Below are 16,389 nucleotides of genomic sequence, written 5' to 3' on the forward strand. Positions count from 1 at the left end.
TACATTTTGAATAATTACACGATAAAAATCACCTTCAACCCTTCTATGTAATAGGTTTTTAATTTTTAGGATGGTATATCCAGGTTTTTTCTTTTCCACTTTCGTGTTTCAGCGTATTCAGTGCCTCTTCAGCTTCTTGCTGCGTAGCATAACCGGTATAACTTACCAGATATAAATTTTCATAATAAGGAATAATTTTAGAATCAAATCCTTCTTTTTGAAGCTTTTCACATAATTTATCTGCCAATTCCTTGTATTCAAAACAACCGGCGATAAGGAAATAATGTTGTACTTCATTTCTAAGGGGTTTCTCTACTTCAGTCAGGGGAGACGGTTCGATACTGTCATTTACCATAACTGGTTTTTCCACTACAGGTTCTGCTTGCTTCTTTTCTTTACAACTGCTGAAAAAGCAACATAACGATAAGATAAAAAGGATTGCGATTGTTTTCATTTCCCTTGAATTTAAACATTCCTAAATATAACTGATTTGGATTCAAATAAGTTACAGTACGTTACAAATTTAGTAAAAAAATGATTTATATTTAGATAAGAACCTTTATTTTTGCATAAATAAGGAATTCAGTATCTTTTCTATAAGATCTGTTAGACGTTTACAACTGGATTTACAAACATTCTTATATTTTACCATTAAAGCTGAAAATAATGAAATGTGTTTTAATAAGTTTTATTCTCCTTCTGTTTTGGGGATGTGAAAAAAGAGATCCGGATATCGTCATTGTACAAACGAATTTGGGAGATATTAAAGTTCGTTTATATAAAGAAACGCCCCAACACCGGAATAATTTTTTGAAATTGGTAAGAGAAAAATATTACGAAGGAATATTATTCCACAGAGTTATTCCTCAATTTATGATACAAGCAGGTGATCCTGATTCTAAGCATGCAAAGGCGGGACAGGCTTTGGGGGGAAACAGTATTGATTATGAAATTGATGCTGAAATCCGTCCTGAATTTTTTCATAAAAAAGGAGCGCTTGCTGCTGCCAGGGAAGGAGATGACGTAAATCCCTTGAAAAAGTCCAGTGGTTCTCATTTTTACATTGTCCAGGGCAAAGTATTCCGTCCTTCGGAATTAGATTCTGTGGTAGTGAAAATCAATACAAGGCGTCAGCAAGCTATTTTGGACCGTTTGAAAAAAGAAAAAGAAGTCGAGATCCGGGCTTACGAATTGATAAAGGATCGGGAAAATTTAGATTTAATTTACCAGGATATCCGTGAACGGGCAAATCGTTTGTTTGAAGATGAAAAATTGACTTTAACAGCAGCTCAGAGAGAAGCCTATACGACAATCGGGGGAGTTCCGCATTTGGACGGGGATTATACTGTCTTTGGGGAAGTAATAGAAGGACAAGAAATTGTGGATAAGATTGCTGCCTTAAAAAGGGACGAACGGGACCGGCCTTTGAAAGATGCTGTAATCGTAAAGATGAAATAAAAGAAAATCCGGCTTTTCATTTAGAAAGAACACCTCAAAAGTTTTCTCTTCCTTTGAGGTGCATTTTAGGTATGGGCCGGCTTTTTAAGAAATATTTTTTGAATTTATACTATCAACTAAATCCCCGTAATTTTTTTAATCTCATTTAATTTATTCAAAGCTTCCAGAGGGGTTAAACTATTGATATCAAGTCCGGCGATCTCGTCCCGTATTTGCATCAGAACAGGATCTTCTAATTGGAAAAAACTCAATTGCATACCTTCGCGCTCCGTAGCGATTGTTTCTACATGTTTTTGTATCTGATTGTCCTTATCTCTGTCATTTTCCAGTTGTTTTAAAATTTCTGAGGCTCTTTTTATAACAGATTGGGGTAAACCTGCCATTCGTCCTACCTGTATACCAAAGGAGTGGTTGGATCCGCCTTTGACTAATTTGCGGAGGAATACGACTTTATTATCTATTTCCTTAACGGAAACATTGTAATTCTTTATCTTTTTAAACGTACGTTCCATTTCATTTAATTCATGATAATGGGTAGCGAACAATGTTTTGGCCCGGTATTTCGGATTCTCGTGTAAGAATTCGACAATTGCCCAGGCGATAGAGATTCCGTCGTAAGTGGAAGTCCCCCTTCCTAATTCATCAAAAAGTACCAGGCTCCGGTCAGATATATTGTTTAGAATATTAGCGGCTTCATTCATTTCAACCATAAACGTGGATTCTCCCTGAGAGATATTATCGGAAGCCCCTACCCGGGTAAATATTTTATCAACATATCCGATTTTAGCTGATGCTGCGGGAACAAAACACCCGGCCTGTGCCAGAATGGTAATCAGGGCAGTTTGGCGGAGTAATGCCGATTTACCGGCCATATTCGGTCCTGTAATAATAATAATCTGTTGTTTGCTGTTGTCCAGATAGACATCGTTGGCAATGTATTCTTCTCCGGGAGGAAGCTGTTTTTCAATTACCGGATGGCGTCCGCCCTGTATATCGATACAATCGGATTCATTTATTTCAGGGCGTGTATATCGGTTCTTCAGAGAAACTTCTGTAAATGAAATTAAAGCATCTATAGAAGCTATAATCCTGGCATTGGTCTGTATCGCTTTAATATAAGAGGCGGCTTCTGCTATCAGGTCATTGTATAGTTCCGTTTCTATAGAAAGGATTTTATCTTCTGCTCCTAATATTTTATCTTCATATTCCTTTAGTTCAGGTGTGATATAACGTTCTGCATTTACTAGGGTTTGTTTTCGGATCCAGGTATCAGGAGCTTTATCTTTATGGGTTTTGGTCACTTCGATATAATATCCGAATACATTATTAAATCCGATTTTAAGGGAAGGGATACCTGTAATCTCAATTTCTCTCTGCTGCATCCGGAGCAGGGATTCTTTACTATTTTCCGAGAGTTCCCGGAGTTCGTCGAGTTCTGCATTTACCCCGGAAGCAATGACTTTCCCCTTATTCACCTGATTGGGGGCATTGGGATTGATTTGCTTGTCTATTTTATCGAACAATGCCTGGCAGTCTTCCAGTTTTTCTATTTGTTTTTGCAATACATTTGATTGAGTTTTTTGACATTGTTCTTTTAACGGCGGTATACAGGAAAGAGCTACTTTTAATTGTATCATTTCCCTTGGAGTGATACGTCCTACTGCTATTTTGGATGCAAGTCGTTCCAAGTCTCCGATACTTTTCAGTAAAAGTTCAATTTCGAGCCGTTCCTTTTCCTGTTTAGTAAAAGTTTCGACGATTTCCAGTCTTTCATTGATTTTTTCCGGAGATTTCAAAGGCATACATATCCATCGTCTGAGGGTACGGCTTCCCATAGGAGTTGTCGTATAATCGATGATATCTGCCAGAGATTTTCCTTCTTCATATGGCGAAGACAGTAATTCCAGGTTTCGGAGTGTAAATTTATCCAGCAGGACATAATTCGATTCGTCAATACGGGAAATAGAGGTGATATGGGAAATCATATCGTGTTTTGTGATCTCCAGATAATTCAAAGCACCTCCGGCCGCACAGATGCCGCAATTCATATTTTCGATGCCAAAACCTTTTAAAGAATTGACATTAAAGTGCTTTTTAAGTTTATCCTGAGCAGTTTCTTTATCAAAAAACCACTCTTCAATCGGATAAATATAAAATTTATTTCCGAACCATTCGTGGAAGCGGGCTTCCTGCCCTTTGGGATAAACGACTTCTTTGGGCTGAAAACTGTTCAATAATTTATCTATCGTTGCATGTGGCCCTTCTGTTGTGAGAAATTCTCCGGTAGAAAGATCTAAAAGAGTGAGACCGGCCTCTGTTTTATTAAAATAGACAGAAGCCAGGAATATATTATTTTTGGTATCAGTGGAATATTCACTGTAAGATACGCCAGGAGTAACTAATTCTATGACTCCCCTTTTCACGATTTTTTTCGTTAATTTCGGATCTTCCAATTGTTCGCAGATGGCAACCCGTTGTCCGGCTCTTACCAGTTTAGGTAAGTAAACGTCTAAAGCATGGTGAGGAAAACCAGCCAGAGGGACATCTCCGGGAGAACCGTGTGAACGTTTTGTCAGGGTAATCCCCAAAATTTTAGCCGTAATTACAGCATCTTCTCCAAAAGTTTCATAAAAATCACCCATCCGGTATAACATAATTGCATCCGGATATTTGGCTTTCATCGAAAAATACTGTTTCATTAACGGGGTATCTTCACTTTCCTTATTTGGCATATATGAGTTTGAATAATTTATTGTTACAAATATTTATCACGCACGTTTATTAAGGCAAATATAAATATTTTGTCGGAGAAAAGTTTAAAAGCTCGCAAACATTGTGTAATTTTGCATTCATGAATATTGAGGAATTGCGGGAATATTGCTTATCTCTGGAATATGTACAGGAAGCTATGCCTTTTGAAGAGGAAGTGTTGGTTTTTAAGGTATGCAATAAGTGGTTTTGTTTCGTTTTTTTGAAAGGGGATTTAAGGATAAATATAAAATGTGCTTCAGATGAAATCCGGGAAATGCGGGAAATGTTTCCTGCTGTAAGTCCGGGATTTCATATGAACAAAAATTATTGGAATACCGTATTATTAGACGGGTCTATCAGTGACAGTATGTTAAAAGTGTGGATCCGGAAATCATATAAACTGGTAGTAGCTGGTTTGACAAAAAAGGAAAAAATGCAATGGGGACTGTAGTCTCTGGCAAGAATCAATTTTAAACATTTTAGTAATGGAATATATAACGGAAGAGTTAGCAGCTCATAATTGGGCGAATTTGGAAGATCGTATTCAGTTTGAACTGGATGGCGTGGTCGAAAAGGAAATAAAACAGGCATACAATATTGAAAATTTAGAATTATGTATGTCGTGTATGGATTACACTACCCTGAAAGTCACGGATACAGAAAAGTCCGTTCAGAATTTTGTGGCTGATCTGTTAAAGAAATTGAAAAAAAATGATTTAAAAGAAGTAGCTGCAGTATGTGTATTTCCTAATTTTGCATCAGTTGTACGGGAAGGGTTAAAGGGAAGTAATATCCAAACTGCTGTAGTAGCAGGAAGTTTTCCGTTTTCGCAGACATTTACTGAAATTAAATTGAGCGAATGTAAAATGGCTATAGAAGCTGGAGCCCAGGAGGTGGATGTAGTCGTTACTGTAGGGGATATATTGGAAAAAAATTATGAGAAAGTTTTTCAGGAACTGAAGCAAATTCGTGAGGCCTGCCGTGAGGTCCGTTTGAAGGTGATCTTGGAAACGGGAGAATTAAAGGACGTAGAGAGTATATTTAATGCTTCTTTGATTGCAGCATATGCTGGTGCCGATTTTATAAAAACCTCTACTGGAAAAGTACCTGTAAATGCAACTCCTGAGTCAGTATATATTATGTGTGAAGCAATAAAACAGTATTACACTGCTTCAGGCAGACGGGTAGGATTAAAAGTTGCCGGCGGCGTTTCCAAAGCTCAGAATGCAGTCCGTTATTTAACTATTGTCAATCACATTTTAGGAAAAGAGTGGCTCAGCCCTCAGTACTTCCGTATAGGAGCTTCTCAGCTGATGGATGATCTTACGAAAGAAATCAAAGCTTTAGAAAAGTAAATTCAGATTATTCTAAAAGTTTTTAGCTGTTTATAAACGAAACAGATGAAGGATTGTCTGTGTCCGATTCGTTTTTGTTCAGAGATTTTGCGGAAATAGTAAAATTTCTGATGCATCTTTTATCGGAGAACCCAAAAGTTTATTTATCAGCAAACCTTATTTTCCCCTGACCTGAATTATTAAATCCAGAAAACTAAAAGATATCTTGGGTATTATTCCATTCAAACTTTCAGATTAATTTAAATCAGATTTATTTGTTTCATTTTCAATTTCCAATTTGTCCGGATCGATATCTTCTTCCTCGTCGTAAATTTGTAATAAGGGTTCCCTGAACGTTTTATTTGTAATGCTATGTTCCATCGTCAAAAGAAGAGAAGGGAGCAAAATCAGATTGGCCAGCATAGCGGCAAATAAAGTAATGGATGTCAGTAATCCTAATGCAAATGTTCCGCCAAAACTGGACAGACAGAATATACCGAAACCAAAGAGCAGAATAATAGAAGTATATATCATACTCTGCCCTGTTTCTTTCAGGGCCAATACGACTGAAGAACGTATACTCCAGTTTGTGGCTTGCAATTCTTGTCTGTATTTAGCGAGATAATGGATGGTATTATCGACAGAAATACCGAAAGCGACACTGAATACTAATATAGTAGAGGCTTTGATCGGTATCCCTGCATAGCCCATGATTGCGGCCGTGATAATTTGAGGGATTACGTTGGGGATCAGAGCGATGAGTACCATCCGCTTGCTTTTAAACATCCAGGCCATAAAACCTGCAATAAGGATGATCGCCAAAGCTAAAGAAGAAAATAAATTCGTAATAAGGTATTGGTTCCCTTTGAAAAAAATGACACTGGAGCCTGTCACTGTTGCCTGGTGTTTATCTGCCGGGAATATTTTTTCGATTTTTTGATACAAAGAATCTTCTTTGGCTTCCATTTTTTGGGTTCCGATATCTTTAACACGAAAACTAAGTCTTACGATCTGCATATTTGAGTCGACGAAAGATTTCGACATCGCGTCTATCCCGCCTGTAGATTCCATCACATATTTCATGATGAAATTTTTTGTCATATTGTTCGGAAGCTTATAATAAGAAGCTTTCCCATTGTAGTAAGCCTGATTGGCGAATTTTGCCGCTTCAACGACCGATATGGCGCGGGATAGATCCGGATCTTCCGAGAGTTCCGTATTTAATTGATCTAGTTTTTCCAGATTTGAAAGCTTAAATACCTGATTGGGCTTTTTGAAATCAATAGTGACTTCCAATGGCATCAGTCCTCCGAAATTGGATTCAAAAAAAGACAAGTCTTGACGAATGGGATCTGTTTCTTTTAAGTCGTCTACCATATAGCCCGTTGTTTTCATACGCGTAATCCCGTAAATACCTGCAATAACCAATATTCCGGCAATATAGTAAATGGTGTGGCGCCTGTTCATAACCCAAAAAACAAGTTTGTCTATGACTTTGTTGATAAAGGGATTATAAAGGTGTTTCGTCTGTTTTTCATCGGGAACAGGGAGATAACTGAAAACGGTAGGAATCAGGATCAGACAGATGAGAAAGACGGTGGTGATACTGATAAAAGCAATCAATCCGAATTCTACCAATATTTGACTGGAGGTAATGATGAAAGTTGCAAATCCCGCAGCAGTAGTAAGATTGGATAATAAGGACGCATTTCCTATTTTTTGTATCATACGTTGTAAAGCCTTGATCTTATTTCTATGCCGTACGTATTCTGCATGGTATTTATTGACCATATATACACAATTCGGAATGCCGATAACGATAAGTAAAGGGGGCAGCATAGCAGTTAATAAGGTAATTTTTATACCTAATAGAGCCATAAAGCCAATTGCCCAGATGACATTAATTCCGATAATGCCGACGCAAAAACCTACGATACGGAAAGATTGGAAAAATAAGTATAAAATAACTGCCGTAATCAATAAAGACAAGGCAATGAACATATACATTTCCCTTTTGATGTTTTCTGCATTGATAACCCGTATATAAGGCATACCGGAATAATGCATTTTCAGGTCGTATTTTCCGGTAAAACGGTCTGTGATTTTTAAAACATTTTTCACCAGTTGTACCCGTGCCGGAGAGTTCATAACATCGGCTGAAACGGTGATCAGCATGTTATAAGTATGTTTCTCTGGGTTAATGAGCATTCCATTGTAAAAAGGCAGATTCTCAGCAATGAACGCCAGACTGTCCAGTTCCTGTTTATTTTGAATATGTTTGGGGAAAATAGGGCGTACTTCAAACTTCTTTAATGCTGTATTTTTGTGCAGATTGAACGTATGAGTGATAGACATAAGGGCATTCACTCCTTTCAGAGCTTTTATGCTATCCCCCATCTCTATCCAGTCGTTAATTTTGTCTAATTCATAAAAATTGGAATCCTGAATTGCAAAAACCATCACATTCCCTTCTTGTCCGAATGTTTCCCTGAAACGGGAATAATCGAGATAAGCATTGTCGGTCTTAGGGAGTAAATCTGCATTTTCATAGGACATCTGAATATTTCTCATTTGAAATCCCATGAAAAGTGTTCCTAGTAAAACACCGATAATAAACGCAATCCGATTCCGCAGAATAATTCCTGCTATTTTAGTCCACATTTAGTAATATTTGGAAAATTTGCAGCTTGAAAAATAAATTTTATTATTTAAACGAACAAATTTAGTAAGAAATATATTAATGCTCTTGTATTTTAGGATTGTTTTTATGTCTTTTTCCGTCCCGGGTCGTTTTTTTTGCGAAATTAGTTTCCATCGCCTGAGTTAAATCTACTCCGGTTTGATTGGCTAAACAGACCAACACCCAAAGAACGTCGGCCATTTCATCTGCCAGGTTGTCCTTTTCTCCTTCTTTAAAAGACTGTTCCCCATATTTTCTGGCCATTACGCGGGCTAATTCTCCTACTTCTTCTGTTAAAATGGCCATATTGGTCAATTCATTAAAATACCTTACTCCGTATATTTTGATCCAACTGTCTACTTTCGCCTGAAGTTCTTTGAGATCCATAGGTAATAATTTAAAATTGAGTGTAAAGGTATGAGTTGCCGTGAAAATTTTCACTTATATTCTTTTTTTTGAATCCATTAAAATAGTAACCGGGCCATTATTGTTCAGTCTTACTTGCATGTCAGCTCCGAATACTCCGGTTTTGATTTCTTTCTGCATTTCTTTCGCTAATGCCTGTACAAATTTTTCATAAAGCGGGATAGAGATTTCCGGACGGGCTGCATCGATATAAGAGGGACGGTTCCCTTTTTTTACCCGGGCCATTAAAGTAAATTGGCTGACAGCTAAAATATCTCCGCCTTTTTCTTTTATGGAATAATTCATTATTCCCTTTTCGTCATCGAAAATCCGTAGATTACAGATTTTACTGCTTAGCCATTCAATATCTTCTTCAGTATCATCGGCTTGTATCCCGACTAAAATCAGCATCCCTTCCCGAATAGAAGAGTATAATTTTCCACCTAAAGTTACGCTGGCTTCAGATACACGTTGTACGACTACTTTCATCGGATTTATTTTTCTGTTTGCAAAGATATCCTTTTCGTTTAAAAAGAAGAAAGAGAAATAAGGCTATTCCTCACTTTTATTTTAGCATTTGGTGTTCTATTGGTTTTACTTTTTAATAAAAAACCATCCGGAAAACAATTTCCCGGATGGTTTTTGTTCATTAAAATAACCTGATATTAGGAATAATTACCTGTTTATTTTAAATCTAATCCTACGTTGAAAACAGTATTCGTTGGCCATTCTTGAAGAAGTCCACCCAGTAAAAGTACAGCTAGTTGTGCATCTTCGGGGATGATTCCAGCATCTGAAAGCAATTTCCATAATTTTAATAAATCTGATTTTGCTCCTATGTTAGAAGGATCATCTGCTGGGGTTTCAGTATCTCTAAAAATGGGATCAAAAGCAGTTCTGTCCAAATACATATAAGTGTGCCCGCTTTCAGCTTTAGCTACATTCAGAGGTACTCCATTTTTAATCCAATCCAATAACATCTCAAAACTGGCATCACTGATTTCACTGAAATCCAAGCCTGTAAATTGAGACAATAATTGTTTGATTGTGCTGGCATTTCCATTTAATACGGTAGCAATAATAGTGGCCAGGGTTTCATCTCCTCCGCTGGTACCGCTTTCGCTCATTGCTTGAGCAACTATGGCTGTGATATTCAGTTTTACATATAATTTGCCATCTTTTTCAAACCAGTAGGCTAAATTCTTAGGTGAACTAATTTCTCCACTGGTCGGAATTAGAGCATTTACAACTTCTTCACTAGGAGCCTGTCCGACAATCATAGGGAAAATCAAATTCTGATCAATCTGAATTTCGCCTGAATAATATTGGGCACAAATATTTCCGTCTGTTGCTAAAGTAACAGATTTTAATACCTGAGGCAAAACAAGTCCACCCAAACCTTTAAATAACATGGCATAAGTCTCTCCCAATTCCGCATCTTCAAATGTACAGGATGCATATAAGGCACTATTTAACACCCAAGCCGGATATGTTGTCTCCCCCATAACGAATTCTCCCGTCTTATATTCTCCTAAAGTATATGTCTTAGCCCATCCTTGTGGATCCGGAACAGTTACATTTAATTTTAAAGTCATCTCTCCTTTCTTTACAGTACCAGAATAAGCGACACTGTATTCCGTAGAACGGGCAACCGGAGACGTACCACTGAAAATATATTCTCCTTCCCCTTCTGTCAGGGCGATATTTTCCAAAGTCGCTTCTGCTTTTCCCGGAAGAATATCCATTAAAGTCAATGAGGCCGTTTTTCCGTCTGTGGTGGCAAATTTTATTTGTTTCCCGCTTACAATAACATCACTATAACTTAATGTTAATTTGTTATCGTTGTCTGAACCATACGTTACGCTAATATCGCTGGGCGGAATTAAAGGAGTATAATCGTCATCATCATTACAAGATGTAAAATTTATGGCAAAAATCACCGTTAATAATAATAATAAATTTTTTTTCATAGTCACTTTGGAATTAATGTTTATTAAATTCAAAAAATATAAGTGTTTAATTTAAAATAATTTACATTCATTAAGTTCTGTTAAAACTGTTTCTAAACAACGAATAGTTTCTTAACAAAAAATATGCCAAAAAGATTAAAATGTTTATTTTATCCAATAAAAATGAAAAATAATATGCAGGAAAGGTTTATAATATACCGGATTTAAGTTGTCTGCCAAAAGTTTTTCGTATGTTTAACGAAAAAAGTTGCAGATGTACACAAAATAGAATAGTTAATCTTTAAAGGCTATATTTGGAACTGAAAATATTTTACTTTACTTTTGCTCCTGCTTTCTGGCTGAGTAGTTCAATGGATAGAACGGAAGTTTCCTAAACTTTAAATTCGGGTTCGATTCCCGGCTCGGCTACAAATCGAAATTTTCTTGTTATTTATTTCCTGTCTTACCGTTTTTATTTATTTTATAGGAGTGGATTTTAAATAATTTTGATTTTGAAAACTTCACTTTGGTTTTAATTTTTAGCTTATCTTTGGAATAAAAAATCTTTTCTTTTAATTTTGAGAGAAAGATAAAGATCAGTTATTGGGCCATATATTTTGAAACCGCCTATACATTTGTATACATACGCGCAATGATGGGTACGGGAAAGTATACAAGGGTAATCTCAGAAAGTTATTAATAATACTTTAAAATCAGTTTTATGGAAAATTTTGTTTTTCAAAATCCGACAAAATTAATTTTCGGAAAGGGAATGATTGCGCATTTGAGTAAAGAGATACCACAGGGAAAGCGTATAATGGTAACCTTTGGAGGAGGAAGTGTAAAAAAGAACGGAGTTTATGAGCAAGTGAAGGATGCTTTAAAATCGTTCGAGGTTGTGGAGTTTTGGGGAATAGAAGCAAATCCGACGGTGGAGACATTGCGGAAAGCGATTCAATTGGGAAAAGAAAATAAAGTGGACTTTCTGCTTGCAGTAGGAGGCGGTTCGGTATTGGATGGGACAAAGTTGATTGCAGCGGGATTGTTGTATGAAGGAGACGCCTGGGAATTGGTTTTGAAAGGCAGATCTGCGTCAGCTGTTCCAATGGGTACAGTGCTTACTCTTCCGGCTACCGGTTCTGAAATGAACAGTGGTGCCGTTATATCCAGGAAAGAGACAGCTGAAAAATATCCGTTCTATTCCAGGTATCCGGTTTTTTCTATTTTGGATCCTACCGTTACCTTTACCTTACCTGTACATCAGGTGGCCTGCGGTATAGCCGATACTTTTGTACATGTTATGGAGCAGTACATGACCACTCCTGACCAATCGCGTTTAATGGACCGTTGGGCAGAGGGGATTTTGCATACGCTTATAGAAATTGCACCTGATATTATCCGTAAACAGAATAATTATGAATTGATGGCAGAATTTATGCTTTGTGCGACCATGGGATTGAATGGCTTTATTGCCATGGGGGTACGTCAGGATTGGGCGACCCATATGATCGGTCATGAATTGACAGCTTTACATGGTTTGACTCATGGGGCTACTTTGGCAATCGTCCTGCCGGGACTTTTGCGTACTCTTTTTGAGAAGAAAAAGGCGAAATTAGTACAGTACGGGGAACGAATTTGGGGAATAAATGAAGGATCGGAGGCCGAGCGTGCGGCATTGGCGATTGAAAAGACAGAGTCTTTTTTCCGGAGCTTAGGATTGTCAACGCGTTTAAACGAAGCTCAGATTGGAGAGAATACGATTTTAGAAATAGAGAGGCGTTTTAATGAAAGAGAAGCTGCTTATGGAGAAGATCAGGACGTAACAGGTAGTGTGGCACGGAAAATACTGGAAAATTGTAAGTAAGTAAATTTTGAAAAATTATTTTATGGATAACCGGCCGGAAATCTTTTCCGGTCGGTTTATTTATTGTAATTATTCAGCAAAATGTTTTTTTATGTATTAAAATGAAAGAAATAAGAGGGGTTGAGGAATTTTGGGAATAGGATTAAAAAAACAAGGCGAAACGCTGATTTTCCGGCTTCTTTTTATAATTTAGCACTTTATTAAAAATAAAAGAAATGTACACCATTGAACAGTTAAGGGATATTATCAAAGCTGAATTTGAAAAAAAGGAATATGTAGAAGTTCCTTATTCTTTATTTGAACCCATTCAATATATTTTGGAAGATGGAGGAAAACGGCTCCGGCCGGTACTGACTTTGATGGCTTATAATTTATACCGGGATGATATAGAGAAGGCTTTAAAGTCAGCTATTGGAATCGAGATATTTCACAATTATACTTTATTGCATGATGATGTGATGGATGATGCGGCATTGAGAAGGGGACGACAGACTGTGCATAAGAAATGGAACAGTAATGTAGCTATTTTAAGTGGGGATGCTGCGGCTATTACTGCTTATAAGTACATTGAAAATTGTGAAGACCGGTACCTTCGTCAGGTAATAGATGGTTTTAATCAGGTCGCTATGGATGTTTGTAAGGGACAGCAATACGATATGGAATTTGAGACGCGCAATGATGTAACGGAAGAAGAATATATACATATGATTTATTTAAAGACTTCTGTTCTGATTGCCGGTAGTTTGCGTCACGGGGCATTAATTGCCGGAGCGCCTGAACACGAATATAATGCTTTATATGACTTTGGAGGATACCTGGGATTGGCATTTCAATTGCAGGATGATTATCTCGATGTCTACGGAGATGTGGCGGAGTTTGGAAAAAATATAGGGGGAGATATTACTGAAAATAAAAAGACTTATTTATTGATCAAGGCTTTGGAGTTGGCGGATGCAGGGACGAAGGCTGAGCTGCAGGCTTGGATTGATAAAAAAGAGTTTAATGTTTTAGAGAAAATAAAGGCCGTAACGGAAATTTACAATCGTTTGGGCATACCGGAGCTTGTTTTGGGGACAATCGGAAATTACCTGGACAAAAGCCGGATGGCTATCCAGAAAGTAGCTGTTGCTGAAGAACGTAAAAATGGATTTTACGAGATGATCAACTTTCTTGGAAACCGGAAAAAATGATGAAGGCTTATGGAAGAGCAGACAAAGCAAAGGTTATTAGATGAAAGGTATTTAAGGATGGCCAGGATATGGGCGGAGAATTCCTACTGTAAACGCCGGCAAGTGGGAGCACTGATTGTAAAGGATAAGTCTATCATTTCAGACGGTTACAACGGTACCCCTTCGGGATTTGAAAATATTTGTGAAGACGAGGAAAATCGCACCAAACCTTACGTTTTACATGCTGAAGCGAATGCGATCACAAAGGTGGCCAAATCCAGCAACAGCAGCGAAGGTGCAACCTTATACGTGACTGCTTCCCCTTGTATAGAATGTGCGAAACTCATTATACAGGCCGGGATTTGCCGGGTGGTATATTCAGAACTTTATCATTGTGCGGATGGGATTCAATTATTGCAGCAAGCAGGTATAACTGTTGATTTAATTGAAATGGAATAAATTTAATTGTAAAATAATAGAACAAAAATGTATAAAAACAATTGGAAGGTGATTTTAATGCCTTTGATCTTGGCATTGGCGATTGTGGTGGGAATGTTTGTAAATTCTCTTTTCATGAAAAAAGATTTCCGGGAAAGGCAGGAATTGTTTTTACCGGTACAAGGGAGCAAACTGGATATGGTATTGAATATGGTTGAGCATTCTTATGTGGATACCGTTGATATTCAAAAAATAGAAGAAAATGCTATTAGTGAAATTATAAAGGATCTGGATCCGCATACTGTCTATATTCCTGTAAAAGAAATGGAAAAAGTCAATGAAGATATGGTGGGGAATTTTGGAGGTATCGGAGTACAGTTTTATAAATACAGGGATACTGTTACTGTGATAAAAGTAGTACCGGGCGGACCTTCTCAGGATGCTGGCTTGGAGGACGGGGACCGTATTATCAAAGTTAACGACAGTCTTGTGGCAGGAGTGAAAATGGACGATCAGAAAATTATGGGAATGATGCGGGGACAAATTGGGACAGATGTTGAAGTGACCATTGTGAGAAGGGGGGAAAAAGCTCCTCTCGTTAAGAAAATTACCCGGGGGAGTATTCCGATAAAAAGTGTGGATGTCGCTTATATGGCTAATGATACGACAGGATATGTGAAAGTGAATACTTTTGCGATGAATACTTACGATGAGTTTATGGCAGCGCTTCAACAACTGGAAGGAGAAGGGATGAAAAAACTGATTGTGGATTTGCGGGGAAATGTCGGAGGAATATTGCCTATAGCATTAAAGATGGTCAATGAATTCCTAGAGAACCAGAAGTTGATCTTGTATACACAAGGGAAAGCATCTCCCCGTTCTGATTATTTCTCAAATGGGAAAGGCAAGTATAAAAATCTGCCTTTGATCGTTATGATCGATGAAAACAGTGCTTCTGCCAGTGAGATTTTTGCCGGAGCTATTCAGGATAACGACAGGGGAAAAATAGTGGGGCGCCGTTCTTTTGGGAAAGGATTAGTACAGGAGCAGCGTATGCTACCGGATGGTTCGGCTTTACGGCTTACGGTAGCCCGGTATTACATTCCTTCAGGACGTTCTATACAACGGCCTTATGATAAAGGGAAAAAAGAATATTATGACGATTATTACAACCGTATTCTTCACGGAGAGTTGGAAGTAAAAGACAGTATACATTTCGATCCCAATCTAAAATATCATACGGTAGGAGGCCGGGTCGTATATGGCGGTGGCGGGATTATGCCGGATGTATTTGTTCCTGCAGATACAAGCGGTTTCTCAAAATATTTGGTCGATTTACGTCGTACCATGTTATTGTATGACTATACTTTCGATTTTATGGATAGACATAGGGAAGAGATGAAAAACTTGAAAGATTATAAGGCCATATTAGCTTATCTGAAAAACTTCGATTTAGTAGAGGAAATGGCTGATTATGCTGAAAAGCATGGTTTAAAAAAAGATCGGAAGGGCATCCGGGATTCTTATGAGATCATTCGTGTCAATCTGGAAGCCTATATTGCCCGGGATGTTTTAGACAATGAAGGTTTGTACCCTGTTATAGGAAGGATTGATTCTACTTTACAGAAAGCACTTCAGGAATAATACATACATAATTAAAGAACCGGGAAATTAAATTTGTTTTATTTAAACGATTTAATTTCCCGGTTTTTATAAATTCAGAATTCAAAATGGCTTTCCTCCTACAGAGGGAAAATTATCGAACCTCCTTAAGCTTCGGAAAAATTTATTGCTGAAGGAGCTGATCAATGACCTGAACCATTTGCTGGAATTCTTCCGGATCGTACAAGCGGGTTAAATAAACGATTTTGCCGTTTTTGTCAATAATAATATTCCGGGTAACACCGGCATTCTTTTCTGCATAGGTATAAAAAGATTTCCCTGCCGGATCCAGAGTAAGCGGATATGTTATTTTAATATCCTGAGCGAATTGGATGGTTTTTTCCCGGTTTTCTTTAAGGTCTATGCCAATCAATGCAAAATGAGGATTGTTTTTATGTTTTTGCCATATATCTTTTTCAATAAAAGGCATTTCTTTCCGGCACACACCGCACCAGCTGGCCGTGAATTGAAGCATTACTACTTTTCCCCGGAAATCGGATAATTTTTTTACGGTACCGTCCGTATACCGGATTTCGATATCAGGAGCCATATCCCCCGTTTTTACCAGATAACCACGGTCGTCGCTCTGTGCTTTTAAGCCGGAACAAAGGATAGTAAAAGCTAAAAGAAACATTACATTTTTCATATTCGGAGTATTTAAAAGATCTGAAATTTATTT

Annotated in this window: 14 protein-coding genes and 1 tRNA gene; 8 read left to right on the plus strand and 7 right to left on the minus strand. The window is 37.6% G+C overall.

The window, feature by feature from the left end:
* Positions 1–58: 58 nt before the first annotated feature.
* Positions 59–454, minus strand: a complete 396-nt coding sequence (locus Q0465_RS00300) for an SPOR domain-containing protein (protein WP_298611191.1) — start codon at positions 452–454, stop codon at positions 59–61.
* Between the two features lie 212 nt (positions 455–666).
* Here Q0465_RS00300 and Q0465_RS00305 point away from each other — a divergent pair, with 212 nt between their 5' ends.
* Positions 667–1,458 (plus strand): peptidylprolyl isomerase, encoded by a 792-nt coding sequence (locus Q0465_RS00305; protein WP_298611193.1) that lies wholly within the window; start codon positions 667–669, stop codon positions 1,456–1,458.
* 116 nt (positions 1,459–1,574) lie between these two features.
* On the opposite strand, the gene mutS is transcribed toward Q0465_RS00305, so the two are convergent.
* Complete coding sequence (mutS, locus tag Q0465_RS00310) at positions 1,575–4,190, minus strand: DNA mismatch repair protein MutS (protein WP_298611195.1); 2,616 nt, start codon at positions 4,188–4,190, stop codon at positions 1,575–1,577.
* Between the two features lie 119 nt (positions 4,191–4,309).
* Here mutS and Q0465_RS00315 point away from each other — a divergent pair, with 119 nt between their 5' ends.
* A complete protein-coding gene (locus Q0465_RS00315; RefSeq protein WP_298611197.1) occupies positions 4,310–4,660 on the plus strand; it encodes an MmcQ/YjbR family DNA-binding protein in 351 nt (116 codons plus the stop codon).
* Positions 4,661–4,694: 34 nt separating this feature from the next.
* Positions 4,695–5,564 (plus strand): deoxyribose-phosphate aldolase, encoded by an 870-nt coding sequence (gene deoC, locus Q0465_RS00320; protein ID WP_298611199.1) that lies wholly within the window; start codon positions 4,695–4,697, stop codon positions 5,562–5,564.
* Positions 5,565–5,798: 234 nt separating this feature from the next.
* On the opposite strand, the gene Q0465_RS00325 is transcribed toward deoC, so the two are convergent.
* From Q0465_RS00325 to Q0465_RS00340, 4 genes are all read right to left on the minus strand, one after another.
* Complete coding sequence (locus tag Q0465_RS00325; protein WP_298611201.1) at positions 5,799–8,204, minus strand: MMPL family transporter; 2,406 nt, start codon at positions 8,202–8,204, stop codon at positions 5,799–5,801.
* A gap of 76 nt (positions 8,205–8,280) precedes the next feature.
* Positions 8,281–8,610, minus strand: a complete 330-nt coding sequence (locus Q0465_RS00330; RefSeq protein ID WP_298611203.1) for a nucleotide pyrophosphohydrolase — start codon at positions 8,608–8,610, stop codon at positions 8,281–8,283.
* 54 nt (positions 8,611–8,664) lie between these two features.
* Complete coding sequence (gene dtd, locus Q0465_RS00335) at positions 8,665–9,117, minus strand: D-aminoacyl-tRNA deacylase (protein ID WP_298611205.1); 453 nt, start codon at positions 9,115–9,117, stop codon at positions 8,665–8,667.
* 194 nt (positions 9,118–9,311) lie between these two features.
* Positions 9,312–10,598 carry a DUF4925 domain-containing protein gene (locus Q0465_RS00340; RefSeq protein WP_298611207.1) on the minus strand — a complete coding sequence of 429 codons (1,287 nt, stop codon included), beginning with the start codon at positions 10,596–10,598 and terminating at the stop codon, positions 9,312–9,314.
* Between the two features lie 336 nt (positions 10,599–10,934).
* Here Q0465_RS00340 and Q0465_RS00345 point away from each other — a divergent pair.
* The 5 genes from Q0465_RS00345 (at position 10,935) to Q0465_RS00365 (ending at position 15,692) form a co-directional block, all read left to right on the plus strand.
* Positions 10,935–11,006, plus strand: a tRNA-Arg gene (locus Q0465_RS00345).
* A 292-nt stretch (positions 11,007–11,298) separates the two neighbouring features.
* On the plus strand, positions 11,299–12,441 hold the full coding sequence (locus Q0465_RS00350; RefSeq protein ID WP_298611209.1) for an iron-containing alcohol dehydrogenase: 1,143 nt from the start codon (positions 11,299–11,301) through the stop codon (positions 12,439–12,441).
* Between the two features lie 215 nt (positions 12,442–12,656).
* Positions 12,657–13,631, plus strand: a complete 975-nt coding sequence (locus Q0465_RS00355) for a polyprenyl synthetase family protein (RefSeq protein ID WP_298611211.1) — start codon at positions 12,657–12,659, stop codon at positions 13,629–13,631.
* Between the two features lie 9 nt (positions 13,632–13,640).
* Positions 13,641–14,069: a dCMP deaminase family protein gene (locus Q0465_RS00360; protein WP_298611213.1), complete on the plus strand. Its 429-nt coding sequence runs from the start codon at positions 13,641–13,643 to the stop codon at positions 14,067–14,069.
* A gap of 27 nt (positions 14,070–14,096) precedes the next feature.
* On the plus strand, positions 14,097–15,692 hold the full coding sequence (locus Q0465_RS00365) for a S41 family peptidase (protein ID WP_298611215.1): 1,596 nt from the start codon (positions 14,097–14,099) through the stop codon (positions 15,690–15,692).
* 142 nt (positions 15,693–15,834) lie between these two features.
* Here the strand turns inward: Q0465_RS00365 and Q0465_RS00370 are convergent, their stop codons facing one another.
* On the minus strand, positions 15,835–16,356 hold the full coding sequence (locus Q0465_RS00370; protein ID WP_298611216.1) for a TlpA disulfide reductase family protein: 522 nt from the start codon (positions 16,354–16,356) through the stop codon (positions 15,835–15,837).
* Between the last annotated feature and the right edge of the window lie 33 nt (positions 16,357–16,389).

This window comes from uncultured Odoribacter sp. (assembly GCF_937966165.1).
Lineage (GTDB): Bacteria > Bacteroidota > Bacteroidia > Bacteroidales > Marinifilaceae > Culturomica.

Bases quoted from the DNA above. Each gene is read 5' to 3' on its own strand.
- Q0465_RS00300 (WP_298611191.1), bottom strand. From the start codon at position 454: ATGAAAACAATCGCAATCCTTTTTATCTTATCGTTATGTTGCTTTTTC.
- Q0465_RS00305 (WP_298611193.1), top strand. From the start codon at position 667: ATGAAATGTGTTTTAATAAGTTTTATTCTCCTTCTGTTTTGGGGATGT.
- mutS (WP_298611195.1), bottom strand. From the start codon at position 4,190: ATGCCAAATAAGGAAAGTGAAGATACCCCGTTAATGAAACAGTATTTT.
- Q0465_RS00315 (WP_298611197.1), top strand. From the start codon at position 4,310: ATGAATATTGAGGAATTGCGGGAATATTGCTTATCTCTGGAATATGTA.
- deoC (WP_298611199.1), top strand. From the start codon at position 4,695: ATGGAATATATAACGGAAGAGTTAGCAGCTCATAATTGGGCGAATTTG.
- Q0465_RS00325 (WP_298611201.1), bottom strand. From the start codon at position 8,204: ATGTGGACTAAAATAGCAGGAATTATTCTGCGGAATCGGATTGCGTTT.
- Q0465_RS00330 (WP_298611203.1), bottom strand. From the start codon at position 8,610: ATGGATCTCAAAGAACTTCAGGCGAAAGTAGACAGTTGGATCAAAATA.
- dtd (WP_298611205.1), bottom strand. From the start codon at position 9,117: ATGAAAGTAGTCGTACAACGTGTATCTGAAGCCAGCGTAACTTTAGGT.
- Q0465_RS00340 (WP_298611207.1), bottom strand. From the start codon at position 10,598: ATGAAAAAAAATTTATTATTATTATTAACGGTGATTTTTGCCATAAAT.
- Q0465_RS00350 (WP_298611209.1), top strand. From the start codon at position 11,299: ATGGAAAATTTTGTTTTTCAAAATCCGACAAAATTAATTTTCGGAAAG.
- Q0465_RS00355 (WP_298611211.1), top strand. From the start codon at position 12,657: ATGTACACCATTGAACAGTTAAGGGATATTATCAAAGCTGAATTTGAA.
- Q0465_RS00360 (WP_298611213.1), top strand. From the start codon at position 13,641: ATGGAAGAGCAGACAAAGCAAAGGTTATTAGATGAAAGGTATTTAAGG.
- Q0465_RS00365 (WP_298611215.1), top strand. From the start codon at position 14,097: ATGTATAAAAACAATTGGAAGGTGATTTTAATGCCTTTGATCTTGGCA.
- Q0465_RS00370 (WP_298611216.1), bottom strand. From the start codon at position 16,356: ATGAAAAATGTAATGTTTCTTTTAGCTTTTACTATCCTTTGTTCCGGC.